Annotated in this window: 17 protein-coding genes; 10 read left to right on the forward strand and 7 right to left on the reverse strand. The window is 73.2% G+C overall.

Annotated features, from left to right (window positions below):
* Nucleotides 1–74 precede the first annotated feature (74 nt).
* Nucleotides 75–1,880 (forward strand): phosphatidylglycerol lysyltransferase domain-containing protein, encoded by a 1,806-nt coding sequence (locus ACIOC1_RS10545; protein WP_401853649.1) that lies wholly within the window; start codon nucleotides 75–77, stop codon nucleotides 1,878–1,880.
* Between the two features lie 23 nt (nucleotides 1,881–1,903).
* On the opposite strand, the gene ACIOC1_RS10550 is transcribed toward ACIOC1_RS10545, so the two are convergent.
* Nucleotides 1,904–3,082, reverse strand: coding sequence for a sigma-70 family RNA polymerase sigma factor (locus tag ACIOC1_RS10550; RefSeq protein WP_391160217.1), 1,179 nt, complete (start codon nucleotides 3,080–3,082; stop codon nucleotides 1,904–1,906).
* Nucleotides 3,083–3,202: 120 nt separating this feature from the next.
* The gene (gene dnaG / locus ACIOC1_RS10555) at nucleotides 3,203–5,146 is read right to left on the reverse strand and encodes a DNA primase (protein ID WP_355344725.1); all 1,944 of its coding nucleotides are present in this window, start codon (nucleotides 5,144–5,146) and stop codon (nucleotides 3,203–3,205) included.
* A gap of 151 nt (nucleotides 5,147–5,297) precedes the next feature.
* On the opposite strand from dnaG, the gene ACIOC1_RS10560 reads away from it, so the two are divergent.
* Nucleotides 5,298–7,226: a glycoside hydrolase family 9 protein gene (locus tag ACIOC1_RS10560; protein WP_401853259.1), complete on the forward strand. Its 1,929-nt coding sequence runs from the start codon at nucleotides 5,298–5,300 to the stop codon at nucleotides 7,224–7,226.
* A gap of 36 nt (nucleotides 7,227–7,262) precedes the next feature.
* Here ACIOC1_RS10560 and ACIOC1_RS10565 read toward each other — a convergent pair whose 3' ends face one another.
* The 4 genes from ACIOC1_RS10565 to ACIOC1_RS10580 form a co-directional block, all read right to left on the reverse strand.
* Entirely contained in the window at nucleotides 7,263–7,751 is a 489-nt protein-coding gene (locus ACIOC1_RS10565) for a GNAT family N-acetyltransferase (protein WP_401853261.1), read from the reverse strand.
* A 53-nt stretch (nucleotides 7,752–7,804) separates the two neighbouring features.
* Nucleotides 7,805–9,067, reverse strand: a complete 1,263-nt coding sequence (locus ACIOC1_RS10570) for an FAD-dependent oxidoreductase (protein WP_355344716.1) — start codon at nucleotides 9,065–9,067, stop codon at nucleotides 7,805–7,807.
* 341 nt (nucleotides 9,068–9,408) lie between these two features.
* Nucleotides 9,409–10,659 carry a deoxyguanosinetriphosphate triphosphohydrolase gene (locus ACIOC1_RS10575; RefSeq protein WP_401853652.1) on the reverse strand — a complete coding sequence of 417 codons (1,251 nt, stop codon included), beginning with the start codon at nucleotides 10,657–10,659 and terminating at the stop codon, nucleotides 9,409–9,411.
* A gap of 432 nt (nucleotides 10,660–11,091) precedes the next feature.
* Nucleotides 11,092–11,523, reverse strand: coding sequence for a gamma-glutamylcyclotransferase (locus ACIOC1_RS10580; protein WP_401853264.1), 432 nt, complete (start codon nucleotides 11,521–11,523; stop codon nucleotides 11,092–11,094).
* Nucleotides 11,524–11,663: 140 nt separating this feature from the next.
* Between ACIOC1_RS10580 and ACIOC1_RS10585 the strand changes: the two genes are divergently transcribed.
* The 3 genes from ACIOC1_RS10585 to ACIOC1_RS10595 all read left to right on the forward strand — a co-directional run bounded on the left by ACIOC1_RS10585 (nucleotide 11,664) and on the right by ACIOC1_RS10595 (nucleotide 13,839).
* Nucleotides 11,664–12,389 (forward strand): vancomycin high temperature exclusion protein, encoded by a 726-nt coding sequence (locus tag ACIOC1_RS10585; RefSeq protein ID WP_401853653.1) that lies wholly within the window; start codon nucleotides 11,664–11,666, stop codon nucleotides 12,387–12,389.
* Nucleotides 12,390–12,697: 308 nt separating this feature from the next.
* Nucleotides 12,698–13,333, forward strand: coding sequence for a GntR family transcriptional regulator (locus ACIOC1_RS10590; protein ID WP_401853265.1), 636 nt, complete (start codon nucleotides 12,698–12,700; stop codon nucleotides 13,331–13,333).
* 23 nt (nucleotides 13,334–13,356) lie between these two features.
* Nucleotides 13,357–13,839 (forward strand): OsmC family protein, encoded by a 483-nt coding sequence (locus ACIOC1_RS10595; RefSeq protein WP_401853266.1) that lies wholly within the window; start codon nucleotides 13,357–13,359, stop codon nucleotides 13,837–13,839.
* Nucleotides 13,840–13,847: 8 nt separating this feature from the next.
* On the opposite strand, the gene ACIOC1_RS10600 is transcribed toward ACIOC1_RS10595, so the two are convergent.
* Complete coding sequence (locus ACIOC1_RS10600) at nucleotides 13,848–14,567, reverse strand: hypothetical protein (RefSeq protein WP_401853268.1); 720 nt, start codon at nucleotides 14,565–14,567, stop codon at nucleotides 13,848–13,850.
* Between the two features lie 239 nt (nucleotides 14,568–14,806).
* Between ACIOC1_RS10600 and ACIOC1_RS10605 the strand changes: the two genes are divergently transcribed.
* From ACIOC1_RS10605 to ACIOC1_RS10625, 5 genes are all read left to right on the forward strand, one after another.
* Nucleotides 14,807–15,916 carry a LacI family DNA-binding transcriptional regulator gene (locus ACIOC1_RS10605; RefSeq protein ID WP_355344695.1) on the forward strand — a complete coding sequence of 370 codons (1,110 nt, stop codon included), beginning with the start codon at nucleotides 14,807–14,809 and terminating at the stop codon, nucleotides 15,914–15,916.
* A gap of 319 nt (nucleotides 15,917–16,235) precedes the next feature.
* Entirely contained in the window at nucleotides 16,236–17,678 is a 1,443-nt protein-coding gene (locus ACIOC1_RS10610) for an endo-1,4-beta-xylanase (protein ID WP_401853270.1), read from the forward strand.
* Nucleotides 17,679–17,921: 243 nt separating this feature from the next.
* Complete coding sequence (locus ACIOC1_RS10615) at nucleotides 17,922–18,530, forward strand: cysteine hydrolase family protein (protein WP_401853273.1); 609 nt, start codon at nucleotides 17,922–17,924, stop codon at nucleotides 18,528–18,530.
* The gene (locus tag ACIOC1_RS10620; RefSeq protein ID WP_355344686.1) at nucleotides 18,527–19,453 is read left to right on the forward strand and encodes a DJ-1/PfpI family protein; all 927 of its coding nucleotides are present in this window, start codon (nucleotides 18,527–18,529) and stop codon (nucleotides 19,451–19,453) included. The genes ACIOC1_RS10615 and ACIOC1_RS10620 overlap by 4 nt, the downstream gene beginning before the upstream one ends.
* Before the next feature lie 400 nt (nucleotides 19,454–19,853).
* A complete protein-coding gene (locus ACIOC1_RS10625; protein WP_401853276.1) occupies nucleotides 19,854–20,771 on the forward strand; it encodes an oxidoreductase in 918 nt (305 codons plus the stop codon).
* Nucleotides 20,772–20,841 lie beyond the last annotated feature (70 nt).

Raw genomic sequence — 20,841 nt, forward strand, 5'->3', positions numbered from 1 at the left:
CAGAAGTGATGAGCAGCGCCACCACCGCGGCGTCGGTCGCGGGTACCGGCACGCGGGCGGGTACGAGTACCCGTATGGGTACGAGCACGGATTCGGGTACGGGTACGAGTACGGGCGAGGGGCCGCGGCAGGGGCGACCGGGCGGTTCCGACCCGGTGCGCTGCCCCGCGCGGCGCGAGACCTCGACGCTGGCGCGGCGCAGCGCGCGGGTGCCGATCTGGTACCTGCGGGTGATCGGCGTCGTCGATCTGCTGTCCGCCGTGTCCCTGACGATCCGTCAGGAGATGTCGAACCACAACACCGGTGAGCTGTTCACGCCGTTCATGCTCTTCGCCGGCTTCGGCTCGGCCGCCGCGACGCTCTTCATGGCCATGATGCTGGCCCGGCACAAGCGCGTGGCCTGGATCGTCTTCATGGCGCTGTGCGGCGGCTACGCGGCCCTGTCGGTGTGGGCGCTGTGCTACGACGACCTGCGGCGGCACCCGTTCAACTGGGTCTCCACCGCGCTCACTTTGACCGTGCTGTGCTTCGGCGCGCTCGGCCGCCGCGAATTCCACGGCAAGGGCGACCGCACCAACCCGCAGCTCGCGCTCGCCGTCCTCGGCGTCGGCGCGCTGCTGTCGGTCCTGGTCGGCACGACCCTGGTCACGGCGGTCGGCCCGGAGCGCGCCAGCGTCGGCGACCGCGTCTGGTACGTGGCGCTGCGGCTGACGACGCTGAGCCGCGACTCCGACATCGAGCCGAATCTGCACATCAGCCCGTGGGTCAGCAGCGGCCTCAACCTGGCGGGCCTCGGCCTGCTGCTCGCCGTGCTCTACGCGCTCTTCCGCTCCCCGCGCGGCCGGGACCTCCAGAGCCGCGACGACGAGGACCGGCTGCGCGAACTGCTCGCCCGGCACGGCGCCCGCGACTCGCTCGGCTACTTCGCGCTGCGCCGCGACAAGTCCGTCATCTTCTCGCCCAGCGGCAAGGCCGCCGTCGCCTACCGCGTGGTCGGCGGTGTGGCCCTGGCCTCCGGCGACCCGATCGGCGACGTCGAGGCATGGCCGGGCGCCATCGACGCCTGGCTGGTGGAGACCCGCGACCACGCCTGGATCCCCGCGGTGATGGGCGCCAGCGAGGAGGGCGGCACCGTCTACGCCCGGCACGGCCTGGACGCGCTGGAACTGGGCGACGAAGCCATCGTGGAGACCGACGAGTTCACCCTGGACGGCCGGGCGATGCGCGGCGTGCGGCAGGCGTACAACCGGGTGCGGCGCGCCGGTTACACCACCCGTATCCGGCGGCACCGCGACATCCCGGCCGACGAGACGGCCGCACTGATCGAGGCGGCGGACCGCTGGCGGGACGGCGCCACCGAGCGCGGCTTCTCGATGGCGCTCGGCAGGCTCGGCGACCCGGCCGACGGCGACTGCGTGATGATCGAATGCCTCGACGGCGAGGGCGAGTTGAAGGCGCTGCTCAGCTTCGTGCCGTGGGGCCCGAAGGGGCTGTCGCTGGACTTGATGCGGCGCGACCGGGACAGCGAGAACGGCCTGGTCGAGTTCATGGTCCTCGACCTGATCGAACGCGCCGCCGACGTCGGCGTGGAGCGGGTGTCGCTCAACTTCGCGATGTTCCGGTCGGTGTTCGAGGACGGCGCCCGGCTGGGCGCGGGCCCGGTGCTGCGGCTGTGGCGCTCGGCCCTGATGTTCTTCTCCCGCTGGTGGCAACTGGAGTCGCTGTACCGCGCGAACGCCAAGTACCGGCCCATCTGGGAGCCGCGCTTCCTGCTCTTCGCCAAGAGCGCGCATCTGCCGCGGATCGGGCTGGCGAGCGCGCGCGCCGAGGGGTTCGTGGTGGCGCCGAGGCCGCTGGCGCGGCTGCGCAGGGACGGCTAAGGCCCGGGGGGCTCCGGGGGGTCTCAGTCGAGGTAGCCGCGGAGCTGGTCGGCGAAGGCGTGGTCGCGGAGCTTGTTGAGGGTCTTGGACTCGATCTGGCGGATGCGTTCGCGGGTCACGCCGAAGATGCGGCCGATCTCCTCCAGGGTGCGGGGGCGGCCGTCGGCGAGGCCGTAGCGGAGCTGGACGACCTTGCGCTCGCGCTCGCCGAGCGTGGACAGCACCGCTTCCAGGTGCTCGCGCAGCAGCAGGAAGGCCGCGGACTCCACGGGCGAGGCGGCGTCGCCGTCCTCGATGAGGTCGCCGAGCGCGACGTCCTCCTCCTCGCCGACCGGCGCGTGCAGCGACACCGGCTCCTGGGCCAGCCGCAGCACCTCGCTGACCCGCTCCTCCGGCAGGTCGAGCTGGGCGGCGACCTCCTCGGTGCTCGGCTCGTAGCCGCGCTCCTGGAGCAGCCGCCGCTGCACCCGCACCACCCGGTTGATCAGCTCCACCACGTGCACGGGGACCCGTATCGTCCTGGCCTGGTCGGCCAGCGCCCGCGACATCGCCTGGCGGATCCACCAGGTCGCGTACGTCGAGAACTTGTAGCCGCGCGCGTAGTCGAACTTCTCCACCGCCCGGATCAGCCCGAGATTGCCCTCCTGGACCAGGTCGAGCATGGTCAGGCCGCGGCCGATGTACCGCTTGGCGACCGAGACGACCAGCCGCAGATTGGCCTCGATGAGGCGGCGCTTGGCCATCCGGCCGAGCACCACCAGGCGGTCGAGGTCGACGGCGAGCTGCGAGTCCAGGTCGGGAAAGGCGCCGAGCTTCTCCTCGGCGAAGAGTCCGGCCTCCACCCGGCGGGCCAGGTCCACCTCTTCGGCCGCCGTGAGCAGCGGGATACGGCCGATCTCGCGCAGATACTGCCGGAAGAGGTCGGCGGACGGGCCCGCGGACTCCTCGCGCGGCGGCCGTACCGGCACCGCGTCCTCGTCGTCCCGCTCGTCGGTGACCACGCGTTGCTCCGGCACCCGCGACCCCGTGAGGTTCCCTGGCGGTTCCGCCTGGGGCTCCATCGCCACCACCTCGGCCGCGGTCGTGAGGGTCTGGATCTGGGTGTGGATCTGGGTCTGGGTCTGCACGGAAGCGACCTCCAGAAGTGAGCGCGTCCTCGGGCTCGCAGCGCGTCTTGCCGGACAGGCCCTGGGCGCCGTCACCCAGTGTGGCCCACGACGCGGCTCCGCTACGAGGGGCGTGCGCTCCCTTTTTCACACAAGGTCACCGCTCAGGTCCGTGCGGTGACGCAAGGCATATGCCCGGGTGTACGCCCGCGGCGGCTACAGCCCCGCCGCGCCCTGTTCGCGCAGCCGCTGGCCGTACTGCTGGAGCGCCCACAGCTCGCCCAGCGACGCGGTGACCTCGGGCGAGTCCTGCGGGACGCCCTGGGCGGCGAACCGCGCCTGCGTGGCGTGCACCTGGGCCACGCGCCGCTCCACCGCGTTGATCCGCACCCGGACCAGCACCTCGCCCGCGTAGAACTCGGGCGACTTGTGCATCACCGGCTCGACGGCCAGTTCGGTGACCATCATCCGTACGGTGTCGTCGGGCGCGGCCTCGCGGACCCGTACGAGATAGTCGCCGTCGGCCGCCTCGACGCCGCCCGCCTCGGCGATCACCCGGCGCACGGCGGCGTAGGGCGGTCCGGTGAACTCGTCCTCGCCGTACGCGTCGAAGGCCGGGGAGACCAGCTTCGGGTACTGGAGGGCGAGCTTGAGCAGCTCGCGCTCGACGCGGTGGGCGGGGCTGCGCAGGTCCAGGCGGGGGCCGCGCGGCGCGTTCTGCGCGGGGACGCCGGAGGACTGCCGGTCGCCGCCCGCGTACGGACCGCCCTGGCCCTGGCGGCCGTACTGCGGGCGGTTGTCGGTGCTGCCGCCGCCCGCCGCGCGGGCCCTGGCCATCGCGCGGACCCGGCGGATGATCGACTGCTCCTCGGACTGCGTGCCGATCCCGGCCATGCCGACCAGCCGGATCGCGTAACGGTCGCGCAGCGCCTGGTTCTTGATCGCGGCGACCACGGCGACCCCCGCGTCCACGGCCGCGACCCGGCCCTCGTCGGTGTCCAGGTTGTAGCGGGACACGATGGAGCGCAGCGCGAAGGCGAACAGCGGGGTGCGGCCGTCGATCAGCCGCTGGATGGCCGCGTCGCCCTCGGCGAGCCGCAGTTCGCACGGGTCCATCCCGCCGGGCGTGATCGCGATCGACGTCTCGGCGGCGAATTTCTGGTCGTCCTCGAACGCCCGCAGCGCGGCCTTCTGGCCCGCCTCGTCGCCGTCGAAGGTGAAGACCACCTCGGCGGTCGAATTGTCCATCAGCAGCCGGCGCAGGATCTTGATGTGGTCGCCGCCGAAGGAGGTGCCGCAGGTGGCGATGGCCGTGGTGACCCCGGCGAGATGGCAGGCCATCACATCGGTGTACCCCTCGACGACCACCGCCCGCCCGGTCTTGGCGATCTCCTTCTTGGCCAGGTCGATGCCGTACAGCACCTGGGACTTCTTGTAGAGCGGCGTCTCGGAGGTGTTCAGGTACTTCGGCCCCTGGTCGTCCTCGCGCAGCTTGCGCGCGCCGAAGCCGATGACCTCGCCGGTGATGTCCCGGATCGGCCAGATCAGCCGCCCCCTGAAGCGGTCGATCGCCCCGCCCCTGCGGCTCTCGGAGGCCAGTCCCGCGGTGATCAGCTCCTTGTCGGTGAAGCCCTTCCCCCGCAGATACCGCACCAGGTGGTCCCACCCGGCGGGCGCGTACCCCACCCCGAAGTGCTCCGCCGCCGCCTGGTCGAAGCCGCGCTCGGCCAGGAACCTCCGGCCGATCTCCGCCTCCGCCCCGCCCAGTTGCTCCACATAGAACTGCGCGGCGGCCTTGTGCGCCTCGACCAGCCGGATCCGCTCGCCCTGCTGCCGCCCGGGGACATGGCTGCCCTCCTCGTACCGCAGCGTGATCCCGGCCTGCCCGGCCAAGCGCTCGACGGCCTCGGTGAACGACAGATGGTCGAGCTTCATGACGAACGCGAGGGTGTCCCCGCCTTCCCCGCAGCCGAAGCAGTGGTAGAGGCCCTTGGAGGGGCTGACCTGGAAGGAGGGGGATTTCTCGTCGTGGAAGGGGCACAGGCCCTTGAGATTGCCGCCGCCGGCGTTCTTGAGCTGGAGGTATTCGGAGACGACGGCGTCGATCGGGACCGCGTCCCGTACCGCCTTCACGTCTTCGTCTCTGATCCTGCCCGCCACTCGCGCAAGTCTACGGCGCTGGTGGGACAGCGGAGCGCCGGGCGGTGGGTGGCGACGAAGGTCTTGACCCGGGCGGGGGTGAGGACTAGCTTCGCCAATCGTTAGGAACCTTTCCTATTGGGGTTCCGAAGTCGTGGGGAGACACAGCCGCATGCCCGAGCTTCGCAGAAGGCCGCTCCGCAGATGGACCACCGCCGCGGCGACGGCTGTCACCGCGACCGCCGTGCTGGCGGCGCTGTCGCTGGCGGGCGGCGCGGACACCGCCCAGGCCGCGACCACCGGCGAGGTCCGGGTGAACCAGGTCGGCTACGCGGGAAGCGGCGCCAAAGAAGCGTTCCTGCTGGCCAAGAGCGCGGTCGGCGAGGCGTCGTGGAAGCTGGTGGGGCGTGGCGGCCGGGTCGTCGCGCACGGCAGCACGGGGGCGAGCCTGGGCCGCTGGAACAGCGCGTATCCGGCCGTCTACCTGATCGACTTCAGCGCGGTGCGCACGCCCGGCACCTACCGGCTGGTGGTCGGCGGCACCGCCACCGCCTCCTCCCCCGCCTTCACCATCGGCTCGGCGAAGGCCGTCTTCGGCCGTCCCGCCGCCGACGCCACCGCCTTCTTCCAGGCCCAGCGCGACGGCGCGAGGACGATCCCCGGGCAGCTGCGGCGCAAGCCGTCGCATCTCAACGACGCGCACGCCGCCGTCTACGCGTGGCCGTCGTTCACCGACCCCGACGGCGACACGATCAAGGCCGCCCCGAAGAAGATCGCGGGCGCGGCCCCGGTGGACGTCTCCGGCGGCTGGTTCGACGCGGGCGACTACCTGAAGTTCACCGAGACCACCTCGTACGCCGTCGCCGCGCTCCAGATCGCCGCCCGGCAGACCGGCGCGGGCCCCGCCTCGGCCCTCGGCGGCGAGGCGCAGCACGGCCTGGACTGGCTCGACAAGATGTGGGACGGCACAACGAAGACGCTGTACATCCAGGTCGGCCTCGGTTCCGGTACGGACAGCGGCAGCGTCGTCGGCGACCACGACGTGTGGCGGCTGCCGGAGAAGGACGACAAGGACTCCGCGCACCCGTTCCTGAAGAACCGCCCGGTGTTCAGGGCGGGCGCCCCCGGCGCGAAGCTCAGCCCCAACCAGGCGGGCCGGCTCGCCGCGGACTTCGCGCTCGCCGCCCAGCGGTACGCGGCCACCGCGCCCGCCAAGGCCCGCGCGTATCTGAACACCGCGGCGCAGATCTACGGCCTGGCCGACACCCGCCCTGGCACGCTCGTCACCACCGTGCCGTACGGCTACTACCCCGAGACGAGCTGGAAGGACGATCTGGCCTTCGGCGGGGCCGAGTTGGCGCTGGCGGCGCAGCGGCTGCACGACCGGCGCGGCGCGGACTGGCTGAAGCAGGCGGCGAGTTGGGCGAAGGCGCACCAGAGCGAGGCGGGCGCCGACACGCTGAACATGTACGACACCAGCGCGCTCGCCGACCTCGACCTGGCGCGGGCGATCAGGGCGGCCGGGCACCCGCGCGGCCTCGCGGTGACGTACGCCGACCTGGTCGGTTACGTGAAGGGCCAGATCGCCTCCGGGCAACGGCGGGCGGCGGCCGATCCGTTCCACGCGGGCGCGGTCTACGACGACTTCGACGCGGACTCGCACACGCTGGGTCTCGCGGCCACCACGCGGCTGTACCGCTCGGTGACCGGCGACACCTCGTTCGACCGCTTCGCGGTGCAGCAACTCGACTGGCTGCTGGGGGCGAACGCCTGGGGCACGTCCTTCATGGTCGGCCAGGGGCAGACCTTCCCGCGCTGCACGGCGGGCGAGTTGGGCAACCTCGCGGGGAGCCTGACCGGTTCACGACCGCTGGAGGTGGGCGCGATCGTCAACGGGCCCAACGGCGCGGAGCAGTTCAGCGACGGCCTCGGCGACTACCTGGACGGCATGCGGCCGTGCCCGCCCGGCGGCGCGGACCCGTACAGCGCCTTCAACGGGCGCGGCAGCCGGTACGTGGACGACGTGCGGTCGTGGCAGAGCTCGGAGCCGGCGCTGGACATGGACGCGTCGGGGCTGCTGGCCTTCTACCTGTCGAAGTAGCGTTCGGTAACAGGCGGAGAGGCGCTGGGCGACGGCCTACGCGGGACCCCGCGCGAGGTCCTTGGTGACGAACACGTAGTGCGGGCGGATCGGTTCCACGACGAATTCCTCGCCGATCGCCGTGAAGCCGAAGTGCTCGTAGAAACCGGCGGCGGACGTACGGCCGTTGCACCAGGCCAGTTCGGCGCCGCGGGCCGCGGCCTCGCGCAGGCCCGCGATCAGGGCCGCGCCGCCGAACCCCTGGCCGCGGACCTCGGGCGCGCTGCCCATGCCGCGGAAGCGGTACGCGGACGCCCCGGCCGTATCCGCGTCCGCGAGGGCGTCGTCCCCCGACAGCGGCTCGGGGAAGAAGGTGGCGCAGCCCCGTACCGCGCCTTCCTCGTCGTAGGCGGCGATGTGGAACGTGCCGTCGCGCGAGTCCTCCGGATAGACGGCGGTCTCGCGCGGCAGGCCGGTCCGCAGCACCGCCCAGCGCAGGGCGAAGATCTCCTCGACGGGCACGACGGCGGTACGGGTGACGGGCACGGCGGGGTGTCCCTTCCTGGTCGGTCCGGCCGGTCCAGGAAGGAAGCTCCTGGTCAGTCCAGGAACGAGGTTAGTGGCACCGCCGGGTCGGACAGCCGCTCGGGGTCGACCGCGCGGCCGGAGCGGATGAGCTGCTGGATCGGCTCGGTGACGTCCCACACATTGACGTTCATCCCCGCCAGCACCCGCCCCTCGTTCAGCCAGAAGGCGATGAACTGCCGCTTGCCCACATCGCCGCGGCACACCACCTGGTCGTACGAGCCGGGCGCCGCGTTCCCCGAGAACTCCATGCCCAGGTCGTACTGGTCGGAGAAGAAGTACGGAACCCGGTCGTACGACACCGGGCGGCCGAGCATGGCGCGGGCCGCGGCGGGGCCGCCGTTCAGCGCGTTCGCCCAGTGCTCGACGCGCAACCGGCCGCCGAGCAGCGGGTGTTCGGCGTTGGCGACATCGCCCGCAGCGAAGATGTCGGGGTTCGAGGTGCGCAGCGAGGCGTCCACGGCGATGCCGCCGCCCTCGGCCGGGTCGACCAGGTCGAGTCCCGCGCTCTCGGCCAGCGCGGTGCGCGGGGCGGCACCGATCGCGGCGAGCACGTCGTGCGCCGGGTGCTCCTCGCCGTCGTCGGTGAGGGCGGCGAGCACCATGCCGTCCTGGCCGGTGATCTCGGTGAGCCGGGCGCCGAAGTGGAAGCGGACGCCGTGCTCGGCGTGCAGGTCGGTGAAGACCGCGCCCAGTTCGGGGCCGAGCACCGAGTGCAGCGGGGTCGGCGCGGACTCCACGACGGTGACCTCGGCGCCGTAGCCGCGGGCCGCGGCGGCGACCTCCAGGCCGATCCAGCCCGCGCCCGCCACCACCAGGTGGCCGTTCTCCCGGCCGAGGCTGGTCAGCACGTGCTTGAGCCGGTCGGCGTGCGCGAGCCTGCGCAGGTGGTGCACCCCGGCCAGGTCGGTGCCCGGGATGTCCAGGCGGCGCGGCTCGGAGCCGGTGGCGAGCAGCAGCTTGTCGTACATCAGCGTAGTGCCGTCGCCGAGGCGGACGAATTTGGCGGCCGGGTCCAGGTGCACGACCGGCTGGCCCAGGTGCAGCTCGATGTCGTGCTCGGCGTACCAGGAGGTGTTCTGCACGAAGACCGAGTCGCGCTCGTCGGCGCCGGTCAGATAGCCCTTGGACAGGGGCGGGCGTTCATAGGGGTGGTCGCGCTCGTCGCCGATCAGTATCACCCGGCCGGTGAAACCCTCGGCCCGGAGCGTTTCGGCCGCCTTCGCCCCGGCGAGCCCTGCTCCGACGATCACGAAGGTTTCGTGTGCGTCCACCACGGTGGCCCTCCAGGCGGGTCGGCGATCGGTACGTGTGCGAGCGTACGGGTACGTGTCGTGCGGTGCTGCGTGCGTGGTGCTTGTGCGTGGTGCTTGTGCGTGGTGCTTGTGCGTGGTGCTTGTGCGTTCTGTTCGTGCGTCGTGCGGTGCGTCTAAGGGCGCGTCGTGCTCGTGCGTCCTGCCTGTGCGTCCTGCTTGTGCGTACATACGAGCGTCCCGCACGTCAGGGCCGTCCGGAAGAGCGCCGCGCCGTCCATCCCCTCGTGCTTCTTCTGCCCAGTGGGCATCCGGCCATATGCCGGGCGGGTATCCCGGCGTACCGGACGCCCCGTTTCCGGCGGTTACGCGTGCAGCCGGGCGTGCAGGGCGGTGGCCGCCGCGTCGGTGAGGGAGGCGATCTGGTCGACGACGGCGCGGCGGCGGGCGCGGTCGTCGGGGGCGGCGTCGAAGATCCCGCGGAACTGCGGGTCAAGGCCCTCGGGGGCCCGCTCCAGCAGCCGCTGCGCCAGCTCGCCGATCACCACGCGCTGCTCGGCCCGGCGCTTGGCCTGCGCGGCGCGCTGCATGACGTACCGGTCGGCGACCGCCTTGAGAACGGCGCATTCGAGCCGCTGCTCGCGCGGCACGACCAGCTCCGCGCGGTAGCGGGTGAGGCGGCCGGTGCCGTAGCGCTCGCGGGTGGCGCTCTCGGCCGCCAGGCAGAAGCGGCCGATGAGCTGGGAGGCGGCGTCCTTGAGCCGCGCCTGGGCGAGCGCGGTGCCGTCGTAGCCGTGCGGCCACCAGGGTTGGTCGAGCAGCCGGTCGAGGGCCGCGGCCAGCTCGGCCGGGTCGGTGCCGGGCGGCACATAGCGGGCGGCGGCGCAGCCGAACACCTCGGCGCGCTCGGGGGCAGAGGTCAGCGCGCCGGGGTCGATGTGCCCGGCCTGGAGGCCGTCCTCCACGTCGTGCACCGAATACGCGACGTCGTCGGCCCAGTCCATGACCTGCGCCTCGAAGCACTGGCGGCCGTCGGGCGCGTCCTTCCGCAGCCAGCCGAAGACCGGCAGGTCGTCCTCGTACGCGCCGAATTTGGGGCTGCCGGGCGTGGTGGGGTGGCCGCCGCGCGCCCACGGGTACTTGGTCGCCGCGTCCAGCGCGGCGCGGGTGAGATTGAGGCCGACGCTGACCAGCGCGTCGCCGCCCGCCGGGTCCGGCACGAATTTCTTCGGCTCGATCCGGGTCAGCAGCCGCAGGCTCTGCGCGTTGCCCTCGAACCCGCCGCAGTCCTCGGCGAATTCGGCCAGGACCAGCTCGCCGTTGTGCCCGAACGGCGGGTGCCCGAGGTCGTGCGCCAGGCACGCCGTCTCCACCAGGTCGGGGTCGCAGCCGAGCGCCGCGCCCAGTTCCCTGCCGACCTGCGCGCACTCCAGCGAGTGCGTCAGCCGGGTGCGCGGGCTGGTGTCGATCGCCGCCGCGCTGTTGACGCCCGGGTCCACGACCTGCGTCTTCCCGGCCAGCCTGCGCAGCGCCGCCGAGTGCAGCACCCGCGCCCGGTCGCGCTGGAACGCCGTACGGCCCGGCCTCTTGTCCGGTTCCGCGACATACCGCCCCATATCGGCCTCGCCGTAGGGCCCGTACCGCTCGTACGGGCCCAGGTGCGCGGATGCCGCCCGCTGTGACCGGTCCTTCTCTTCCATACCCGTGACGGTAACCGGCCCCGGTGACCGGCGGCGTACGCGCGGGTGGCGGACCGGGCGCGCGACCGGCGCCCGGGCCGCCGTGGCCCGCGCTGACCTGCCCCGACGGCGGGCGTCGGCGCCCAGGAACGTTCCGTCGTAGCGGAGGGCTTCGTCGTACCGGAGGGCTTCGTCGTACCGGCGCAGTACGAGTTCGGCCATCACGTCGTGCGCGCCGAGCGGGGCCGCGGCGATCCAGGGCGCGGCGGCCGAGGTCTGCGCGGCGAAGCGGCCGGGTGCGGTGAAGTACGAGGCGCGCGCCGGATTGCCTCGTCGTTCGCGCGGGCGCGACAGCCGGTTTCGGTGCTCTCACCCGGCCGCGGGTCCGCTGTGCGGCCACCGGCCGCCGGAGACCCGCTCGCCGGAGAGCAGCAGCTCACGGGCGGTGCGGTCGGCCGCGAAGTACACCCAGGCGGGGGTCGGTCCGCCCGCCGTGAGCACGTGCGTACGGCGGCGCTCGTAGAGGTTGGCGGGGGCGCCCGGCGCGTACTCCTCCAGCCGGTCGAGGTCGGCGAGGACGTCCGCGTACGCCTCGGGGCCGACCGCCGTCAGCGCCCCGTGGACGACGCCCTCGCCCGCCGGGTCGGGGACGGCGTACGGGTAGCCGGGGCCGTGGAAGAGCAGCGCGCCGGGCAGTTCGGCCGGTGTCCAGGTCAGGGCCCGGCCGCGCAGCACGCCGTGGTTGCGCCCGCCGGGTAGCAGCGTGCCGTAGAGGAAGAAGGGAAGGCGGGGGTCGGTCACGCGGGCGCTCCGGGGGTGTTGTCAGTGGTGGGTCCTACTGTGATCCATGACGCAACCGGGCGGGGGTGTCCGGCGTCGGTCACGGAGGGGGCACGGGTCGGCGAGGGGCGGGGGCGATGGCGGGTCAGGGGGTGGACGGTATGACGTGGGCGCGGACGTGGGGGGCGCGGGTCCGGGGGTGGAAGCCGTCATGGGCGCGGTTGCCGCGCACGCGGCGGGGGTGGCGGCGGCTGCTGCGGTGGAGCGTGGCCGTGTGCGTGCTGGCGCTGCTGCCCGCGACGTGGCTGCGGCTGGCCGACGGCGGGCGCGTCCGCACGCTTGACGACGTGCCGAAGGAGCCGGTGGCCGTGGTCTTCGGCGCCGGGCTCTGGGACGGTAAGCCGTCGCCGTATCTGGCGCACCGGCTGGACGCGGCGGCGACGCTGTACCGCACGGGCCGGATACGCGTGGTGCTGGTCACCGGCGACAACAGCCGTACGTCGTACAACGAGCCGGGTGCCATGCGCACCTACCTGGCCGCGCACGGCGTGCCCGCCGACAAGGTCGTCCTGGACTACGCGGGCTTCGACACCTGGGACTCGTGCAGCCGCGCCAAGCGCGTCTTCGGGGTCGACCGGGCCGTCCTGGTCAGCCAGGACTTCCACATACGCAGGGCCCTGGCGCTCTGCGAGGCCGCCGGGATCGACGCCTACGGGATCGCCGTCGACGAGCCGCACGACGCCACCTGGTACGCGGGCGGCGTACGGGAGTTGCTGGCCGCGGGCAAGGCGGCGGCGGACGTGGTGATTCGCCCGAACCCGCACTTCCTGGGGCCGCGCGAGCCGGGGGTCGCACGCGCCCTCACCGCGGGCGGCGCCGTGCGCTGAGGCGGACGGGCCGGAGGTGGCGGAGCGGACGGCGTTCGCGGTGAACCGGGGGGCGTTGTGCGGCAAGGGCCGCGCCTCGACCGGGGGGCGTTGTGCGGCGAGGGCCGCGCCTCGACCGAGGTGCTGTCCACGGCGGTGCGGCTGACCGGGCCGCTGGTACGGGGCGCGGACGGCGAGTCGGCGCCCGCGAACTGGGAAGAGGCGCTGGACCGGGTCGCGGCGGGGCCGCTGCGGGTCCGGGCGGAGAAGTACGCCCCGGCCCTCTGTATGCATTGCATGCAATGCATACAGAGGCTAGCCTCGGCCGGGTGCAGCAGACCGATGCCGCCCGCGCGCGGCTGCGTGACCTGATCCTGGACGGCGCTTACGCGCCGGGCCAGCGGCTCACCGAGACCGAGGTCGCGCTGTCGCTGGAGATGAGCAGGACGCCGGTGCGCGAGGCGTTCCGCGCGCTGGTCGCCGACGGGCTGGTCCACTCGGCGGGGCGCGGTGTGCGCGTGGTCGCGCTGGACGCGGAGGCGCTGCGCCACGCCTACCAGGTGCGGGCCGCCCTGGAGGCGCTCACCGCCGAGCTGGCCGCCGGGCGCCAGGCCGAGGGCCGGATCGCCCCCGCCGACCTGGCCGAGCTGGTCCGCGAGGCGGACCGTACGGAAGAGGCCACGCTGGCCGGGCACCTCGCCGAGGCCGTCGCCCACAACCGCCGCTTCCACGGCCGGATCGCCGTACTCGCCGCGAACCCCGTGGCGCTCGCCTCGCTCGACCGGCTGTGGGACCAGATCCTCGTCTCCACCCGCGCCTCCCTCGACCCGCCCCACCGGCCCGCCCAGGTCAACGCCCAGCACCGGGAGCTGCTGGCCGCGATCACCGGGGGCCGGGCGCGCGAGGCGGCCGAGGCGGCCCGCCGCCATGTCCTGGACACCTGCGGCGCCCGATTCACCGACTGAGCGACCCGAAGGGACGTCGAGCCATGCCGTCAGCCCGTCAGCACTCCTACGAGACCGAGGTCGTCTGGACCGGCAACCGCGGCACGGGCACCAGCTCCTACCGCGACTACGACCGTACGCACGAGGTCACCGCGGCCGGACTCCCCGCCATCTCCGGCTCCGCCGACCGCGCCTTCCGCGGTGACGCCGACCGCTGGAACCCCGAGCAGCTGCTCCTCGCCGCGCTCTCCCAGTGCCACCTGCTGTCGTACCTCCACGTCTGCGCCGTCAACGGCGTGGTCGTCACCGGCTACACCGACCACGCGACCGGCACGATGCGGGAGACCGGCGACGGCGGCGGCCACTTCACCGAAGCCGTGCTCCGGCCCGCCGTCGAGGTCGCCTCCCCCGCGATGGCCGCCGCCGCCCAGGCCCTCCACGCGGAGGCCCAACGGCTGTGCTTCATCGCCAACTCGGTGAACTTCCCGGTGCGGCACGAGCCGTCGGTGACGGTCTCGGCCCCATGAGCGTCCGGTTACGCGCCCGGTGCGGTGCCGGGTGCGGCCTCGGGGGCGGTCTCGGGGTCGTCGTCCCCGTCCGCTTCGGCGTCGCCGACCGTCAGCGTCCTCGTCACGTAGCTGTAGCCGTCCTCGTCCTCGGGGTCCTCGTCCTGCGGCCACAGGCGGACCGCCCGGCCGCCCGCCGCCCGGATCGCCGCGCCGTCCAGTTCCACCGACGCTTCACGCACCCCGGCGTCGAGCCACGAGGTGAAGACGGTCACCGGGCCGTCCGGCGGCAGCGGATACGTCCAGAAGGTCGCCTCCCATGTCAGACCGCTGCCGCCGCCGCCCTGGCTGATCAGGCGGATCGCCTCCGTGTCGTCGTCGCCCGGCCAGGGCACCGGCATCCCGCCCTGCGTCGCGACGCGTCGGCCGTCCGCGTACCGCAGGCCGAGCCGCAGATTGCTCTGCGGCTCGGGCGCACGCAGCGGGTTGGACCGGCCGTCGAGGGGATTGCCCAACCAGGCTCCGTTGGCCGGGGTCCTTCGCAGGACCGCGCGCAGGTGGAACACGAAGCCGTTGGGGTACGCCCGCAGCCCGCCGATCCAGACCGCCGCCCGGTCCGAGCGCAGCAGCACCACGTCACCCGGCACCGACGCGGGAAGCACGTAGACGGACCGTTCCCACGGGGGACGCGGCCGGGGCTCCGGCTCCGGCGCGGTCGGCGGTTCTGGCACGTCCTGGAAGAAGCTCATCCCGTCACCGTCGCACCCTGCCTCCCCCTGCCGCCCGCCCGGAATCGGCCATGCCACCCCCGTTTCCGGCCGCGCGGCGTCACGGCTGGCCGTGCGGCTCCCCCGCGCCCCGAGGGGCACAGGTAAGCGGTGAGAGACGACACGGAGAATGATTCGAGTCGGTTACCGATTGTTGCCGGGGAAACAGGGGGCACCCCGGGGTCGGACGGATGGGGCGGCGGCGGGCTACGATCGCAGGCATGAGCGCCGCAGACGTACCGTCCAGGACAGCCGACCAGCCCGACACGCCGTCGAACGGCGCGGCGGGAGCGGCGGGCCGCGCGAGCGCGGGCGGAAACGCGGGCGGCAGCGCCGGCGCGGCCACCCTCGCCGAGATCGCCCGGGCCGCGGGCGTCTCGGCTCCGACTGTTTCGAAGGTGCTCAACGGCCGCGGCGATGTCGCGCCCGCCACGCGGAGCAGGGTGGAGGAGCTGCTGCGCCTCCACGGCTACCAGCGGCGGCGCGGCAACGCGCAGCCCGCGCCGCTGCTCGACCTGGTCTTCCACGAGCTGGAGAGCGCGTGGGCGATGGAGGTCATCCGGGGTGTGGAGAACGTGGCGCGGGTCGAGGGCCTGAGCGTGGTGCTCTCGGAGTCGGCGGGCCGCCTGAGCCCCGGTCAGACGTGGGTGGACGGGGTGCTGGCCCGGCGTCCGACCGGCGTCATCCTCGTACTGTCCGGGCTCGACCCGGCCCAGCGGGCGCAGCTCACCAGCCGGGACATCCCGTTCGTGGTGATGGACCCGGCGGGCGACCCCGGCGAGGACGTGCCCGCGATCGGGGCGACCAACTGGCAGGGCGGGGTGGCCGCCACCCGGCACCTGCTGGAGCTGGGGCACCGGCGGATCGGTGTGATCGGCGGCCCGGCGGGGATGATGTGCAGCCGGGCGAGGATCGACGGGTACCGCGCCGCGCTGGAGACCGCGGGGGTCGCCTTCGACCCGGCGCTGGTCAGGGCGGGCGACTTCCACCACGAGGCCGGTTACACCGCGGGACTCGAACTGCTGCGGCTGCCGGAGCGGCCCACGGCCGTCTTCACCGGCAACGACCTCCAGGCGCTCGGACTGTACGAGGCGGCGCGCGAGCTGGGGCTGAGCATTCCGGGCGACGTGAGCGTGATCGGCTTCGACGACCTGCCGCTGTCGCGCTGGATCAGCCCGCCGCTGACCACGGTCAGGCAGCCGCTGACCGAGATGGCGGAGGCCGCCGCCCGGCTGGTGCTCGACCTGAGCCGCGGCAAGCAGCCGAGCACCCTGCGGGTGGATCTGGCGACCCGGCTGGTGGAGCGCAGCAGCACGCAGTCCCCCGCCTAGGCGTCCTCGCGCGCCCGCGCGCTCACCACCCGCGAGCCCGCACACTCACACGCCCGCATGCCCGCATGCACGCCCGCACGCCCGCACGCCCGCACGCCCGCACGCCCGCACGCCGAGGCGTACGCGCACCGCCCCCGTCCGAAGTGCGGTGATTGCCGGGGGTGTTGACGGCCGGGTGGGGTGCCCGTAGGGTCTGCGCCGCAGTCGGAATTCGTATCGAAACATTCGATGCGTTCCTCCCTCGTCCCACGCGCATCGCTCGCAACCACGCGTACCGAACTGCCTGCTCCAATCCCCCACTTGGAAGAGGTATTCACACATGTTCTCCAAGCGAGCCCTCAGATCCGCCATCGGCGGATCCGGCGCGGCGCTGCTGGCGGCGACGGCGGCGCTGATCGCCGTCACCGTGCCGTCGGCGCACGCCGCGGACCCGCCGCTGCGCGACCTGGCCGCGGCCAAGGGCATCTACATGGGCACCGCCCTGACCGCGAGCGAGGCCACGGGTGCCAGCGGGCCCATCGCGGGCGCCCAGTTCGGCATGGTCACTCCCGGCAACGAGATGAAGTGGGACACCGTCGAGCCGAGCCGCGGCACGTACAACTGGGCGCCGGGCGACTCGATCGTCAACTTCGCGCAGGCGCACAACATGCAGGTCCGCGGCCACAATCTGGTGTGGCACAGCCAGCTCCCCAACTGGCTGACCTCCGGCAGCTTCAGCAACACCGAGCTGCACAACATCCTGATCAAGCACGTCACCGACGAGGCCACGCACTACAAGGGCAAGGTCGTCCACTGGGACGTGGTCAACGAGCCGTTCAACGAGGACGGCACCTTCCGCCAGGACCTCTGGTACAACCAGCTCGGCTCGTCGTACATCGCGGACGCGTTCACGGCCGCCCGCGCCGCCGACCCGGGCGCCAAGCTCTACCTCAACGACTACAACGTCGAGGGCACGGGCCCCAAGAGCGACGGCATGTACAACCTGGTCAAGTCGCTGAAGCAGCAGGGCGTTCCGATCGACGGCGTCGGCTTCCAGGCGCACCTGATCCTCGGCCAGGTGCCGTCGACCTTCAAGGCCAACCTCCAGCGCTTCGCCGACCTCGGCGTGGACGTGGCCATCACCGAGCTGGACATCCGGATGCAGACCCCGTCGGACGCCGCCAGGCTCCAACAGCAGGCCAATGACTACACCTCGGTGGTCAACGCCTGCCTGGGCGTGTCGCGTTGTGTGGGCATCACGGTGTGGGGCGTCTCCGACGCGACCTCGTGGATCCCGGGTGTCTTCCCCGGCCAGGGCGCGGCTCTGCTGTACGACGACAACTACCAGCCCAAGCCCGCCTACACCGCGGTCCGTACGGCGCTCGGCGGCAGCACGACCACCACACCGCCGACCACACCGCCCACCACGCCCCCGACCACTCCGCCCACCACACCGCCCGGCGGTGGCGGCTGCGCGGTGTCATACGGGGTCAACCAGTGGAACACCGGCTTCACCGCGAATCTGACGGTGAAGAACAACGGCTCCGCGCCGGTCAACGGCTGGACGCTGAAGTGGACTTTCGCGCCGGGCCAGACGGTCACGCAGGCGTGGAACGCGACGGTCACCCAGAGCGGCACCGCGGCGACGGCCACGAATCTGTCCTACAACGGGACGATCGCGGCAGGCGGCACGGTGGACTTCGGCTTCAACGCCAACTGGTCGGGCAGTAACCCGAAGCCGACCGGCTTCACTCTCAACGGCGCCGCCTGCACGGTGAGTTGAGAGCCAGGCGAGCGGGCGGCTACTCCTCGACGACGTGATGCACCGGCACCGCCACCGCGTCGTCGTCGAGACACCGCCCGCTCGCCGAACGCGGCGATGTCGAGGGGCGGGGCGGCGTCGGGCGGTCCGCGGGCGAGTCCGACGCGGGGGCGTACCCCGGTGCCCCGCCGGGTGACCGGATCGTTCCGCAGCGGGGCATGATCGGGTCTACCCGCGGGCCCGCGCCGGAGGCACGATCGAGTCATGGCTGACAACACGAACCCCGCGAGCGCGACCGCGCTCATCGTCATCGACGTCCAGGAGTCCTTCCGGCAGCGGGAGAGCTGGCAGGCCGCGTCCGACCCCGAGGTGGCCACGCGGGTGGCACGGCTGGTCGACCACGCCCGCGAGCAGGGGCACCCGGTGATCTGGGTGCTGCACTCCGAGCCGGGCTCGAACACGGTCTTCGACCCGGCGAGCGGCCACGTACGGCTGATCGACGGGCTGACCCAAGCCGAGGGCGAGCCGCTGCTCGTCAAGACCGCGCACAACGCCTTCACGACCACGAATCTCCAGCAGATCCTCACCGCGCGCGGCATCCGCTCGCTGATCACCTGCGGCATCCGCACCGAGCAGTGCGTGGAGACCACGACGCGGCTGGCCTCCGACCTCGGCTACGACGTCACCTTCGTGGTGGACGCGACCGCCACCGAGCCGATCGAGCACCGCGACGCACCGGCGGGCCGCCCGCTCGCCGAGGTGCTGGCCGACCCGCGCACGCTGCTCCCGGCGGACATCATCGCGCGCACCGAGTACGCTCTCGCGGGCCGCTTCGCCACCGTCTCGACCGTCAAGGAGCTGACCGGATCGTGACCCGGGTCGTCTTCCTGCTCGTGCCCCACCTGCATCTGCTCGACCTCGCGGGTCCCGCCCAGGTGTTCTCGACGGCCGCCGACTACGGCCTCGGGTACCGGCTGGACTACGTCGCCGAGCGGGAAGACGTCCCCACCGCCCAAGGGGTCGCGCTGCGCGCGGCCACCGAGCCGCCCGCGCTGACGGCCGACGACCTGATCGTCGTACCGGGCTGGCGGGCCCACACGCTGCACGAGAACGGCGCGCTCACGCCCGCGACCCTGGAGTGGCTGCGCGCGCACCACGCGGGCGGCGGCACCGTCGCGAGCGTGTGCGCGGGGGCGGACGCGCTCGGCCGGGCCGGGCTGCTCGACGGCCGCCGCTGCACCACCCACCACGACGTGCAGGACGAACTCGCCCGCGACTATCCGCGGGCCACCGTCGTACGCGACGTCCTCTACGTCGTGGACGACCGCGTCGTCAGCTCCGCCGGGATCGCCAGCGGCATCGACCTCGCGCTGCACCTGGTCGCCGTCCGCCACGGGCCGGGCGCCGCTGCCCGCGTCGCCCGGCAGATGGTCGTCTACGCCCGGCGCAACGGCGACGAGCTCCAGACCAGCGCCATGCTCCGGCACCGCGGGCACCTCAGCGACGCCGTGCACCGGGCCCAGGATCTGATCGACGCCCGCTTCGCCCACCACCTCGCCCTCGCCGACCTCGCCGCCTCCACCGGGCTCAGCGAGCGCACCCTCACGCGGCGCTTCACCGCCTCCACCGGGCTCACGCCGCTCCGCTACCAACAGGAGCTGCGCATCGAGCGCGCCGAGCATCTCATCGGGCAGGGGGCCACGCTCGAAGCCGCGGCCCGCGCCGTTGGTTTCCAGGACGCCCGCATGCTCCGGCGCCTCCGCGCCCGTCGGCGCCCGGACCTCGCCTCCGCGTGAGGCGGTGGCCCCTTTCGCGCTCACCTTGCGCACGGCTCGTGCCCCGTTAGGGGCGCGGGGAACTGCGCGGCCCACCCCCACCCGCCGGTGGTCCGGGACCAACCGAACTGCCCCGCCGGGGCGGGTGGTGACCTGCGGCAACACGGTGGCTGGTCGCGCAGTTCCCCGCGCCCCTTAAAAGATCGGCCCACCGCCCGCCGCAGAGGAACCGCCCCGGGGCCGCGCCCCCGGAAAGACCGGCGCGCCGCCCGCCGCAGAGGAACCGCCCCGGGGCCGCGCCCCTGAAGACCGGCCCACCGCCCATCGCGAAGGAACCGTCCAGGACGGGACCCTACGGGGCACCGTACGCCGCCAAGGGCCCTACCCTGACGGGTAGTCAGGTGCGAGGGAGGGGGACGTCATGAGCTGGACGGCGGAAAGCGTTCCGGACCAGTCCGGAAGGACGGCCGTGGTGACGGGGGCGAACACCGGCATCGGTTACTGCACGGCCAGGGAACTGGCCCGCCGCGGCGCCCGCGTGACGCTGGCGTGCCGGGACGCGGAGCGCGCGACGGCGGCGCTGAAGCGCCTCCAGGCCGAAGTGCCCAACGCTCAGGCGGTGTTCAGGCCGCTGGACCTGGCCGACCTGGGAAGCGTGCGGGCGTTCGCGGAGGCGTACGAGGAGCCGTCGCTGGACCTGCTGGTCAACAACGCCGGGGTGATGGCACTGCCGTACGGCCTGACGTACGACGGCTTCGAGAAGCAGTTCGGGGTGAACCACCTGGGGCACTTCGCGCTGACGGGCCTGCTGCTGCCACGGCTGCGGGCGGCGGACCGCGGGGCCCGGATCGTCGTGGTGTCGAGCGTGGCGCACGTGCTGGCCGGGGTGCGTCTCGGCGACCTCAACGCGACCCGCGGGTACCGCCGTTGGACGGCGTACGGCCAGTCGAAGAGCGCGAATCTGCTCTTCGTGCACGAGCTGTCGCGGCGGCTCGCGGCGGCCGGTTCGGGGATCGTGGCCGCGGCGGCGCACCCCGGTTACGCGGCGACGGACCTGCACACGCGCGGGGCGCTGATGGAGGGCCGCAAGGGCGTGGAGCGTGTCTACGTCTTCGGCAACCGGCTGCTGGCGCAGTCGGCCGAGCGGGGGGCGCTGCCCACGCTCTACGCGGCGACGGCGCCCGGTGTCGCCCCCGACTCCTTCACCGGCCCGCGCGCGCCGGGCCTGCGCGGCGCGCCCGCCCGCGCCTGGCGGCTGCCCAGGACCCGTGACGACGTGACCGGCGAGCTGCTGTGGGAGGCGTCGGAGCGGCTGACAGGGGTCACGTACGCCCTGTGAGCCGCCGGGCGCGACCCCCGGACCGGCCGTACCAACTCACCTATGTCGAGCGCACGTTCGGCTCATGGAA

Origin of the sequence: Streptomyces sp. NPDC088197, assembly GCF_044741185.1 — a bacterium.
Taxonomy (GTDB): domain Bacteria; phylum Actinomycetota; class Actinomycetes; order Streptomycetales; family Streptomycetaceae; genus Actinacidiphila.

What these genes read in the sequence shown, in the direction of transcription:
- ACIOC1_RS10545 (WP_401853649.1), top strand. Translation starts at nt 75, where the DNA reads ATGGGTACGAGCACGGATTCGGGTACGGGTACGAGTACGGGCGAGGGG.
- ACIOC1_RS10560 (WP_401853259.1), top strand. Translation starts at nt 5,298, where the DNA reads ATGCCCGAGCTTCGCAGAAGGCCGCTCCGCAGATGGACCACCGCCGCG.
- ACIOC1_RS10575 (WP_401853652.1), bottom strand. Translation starts at nt 10,659, where the DNA reads ATGGGGCGGTATGTCGCGGAACCGGACAAGAGGCCGGGCCGTACGGCG.
- ACIOC1_RS10585 (WP_401853653.1), top strand. Translation starts at nt 11,664, where the DNA reads ATGACGTGGGCGCGGACGTGGGGGGCGCGGGTCCGGGGGTGGAAGCCG.
- ACIOC1_RS10595 (WP_401853266.1), top strand. Translation starts at nt 13,357, where the DNA reads ATGCCGTCAGCCCGTCAGCACTCCTACGAGACCGAGGTCGTCTGGACC.
- ACIOC1_RS10600 (WP_401853268.1), bottom strand. Translation starts at nt 14,567, where the DNA reads ATGAGCTTCTTCCAGGACGTGCCAGAACCGCCGACCGCGCCGGAGCCG.
- ACIOC1_RS10605 (WP_355344695.1), top strand. Translation starts at nt 14,807, where the DNA reads ATGAGCGCCGCAGACGTACCGTCCAGGACAGCCGACCAGCCCGACACG.
- ACIOC1_RS10610 (WP_401853270.1), top strand. Translation starts at nt 16,236, where the DNA reads ATGTTCTCCAAGCGAGCCCTCAGATCCGCCATCGGCGGATCCGGCGCG.
- ACIOC1_RS10615 (WP_401853273.1), top strand. Translation starts at nt 17,922, where the DNA reads ATGGCTGACAACACGAACCCCGCGAGCGCGACCGCGCTCATCGTCATC.
- ACIOC1_RS10625 (WP_401853276.1), top strand. Translation starts at nt 19,854, where the DNA reads ATGAGCTGGACGGCGGAAAGCGTTCCGGACCAGTCCGGAAGGACGGCC.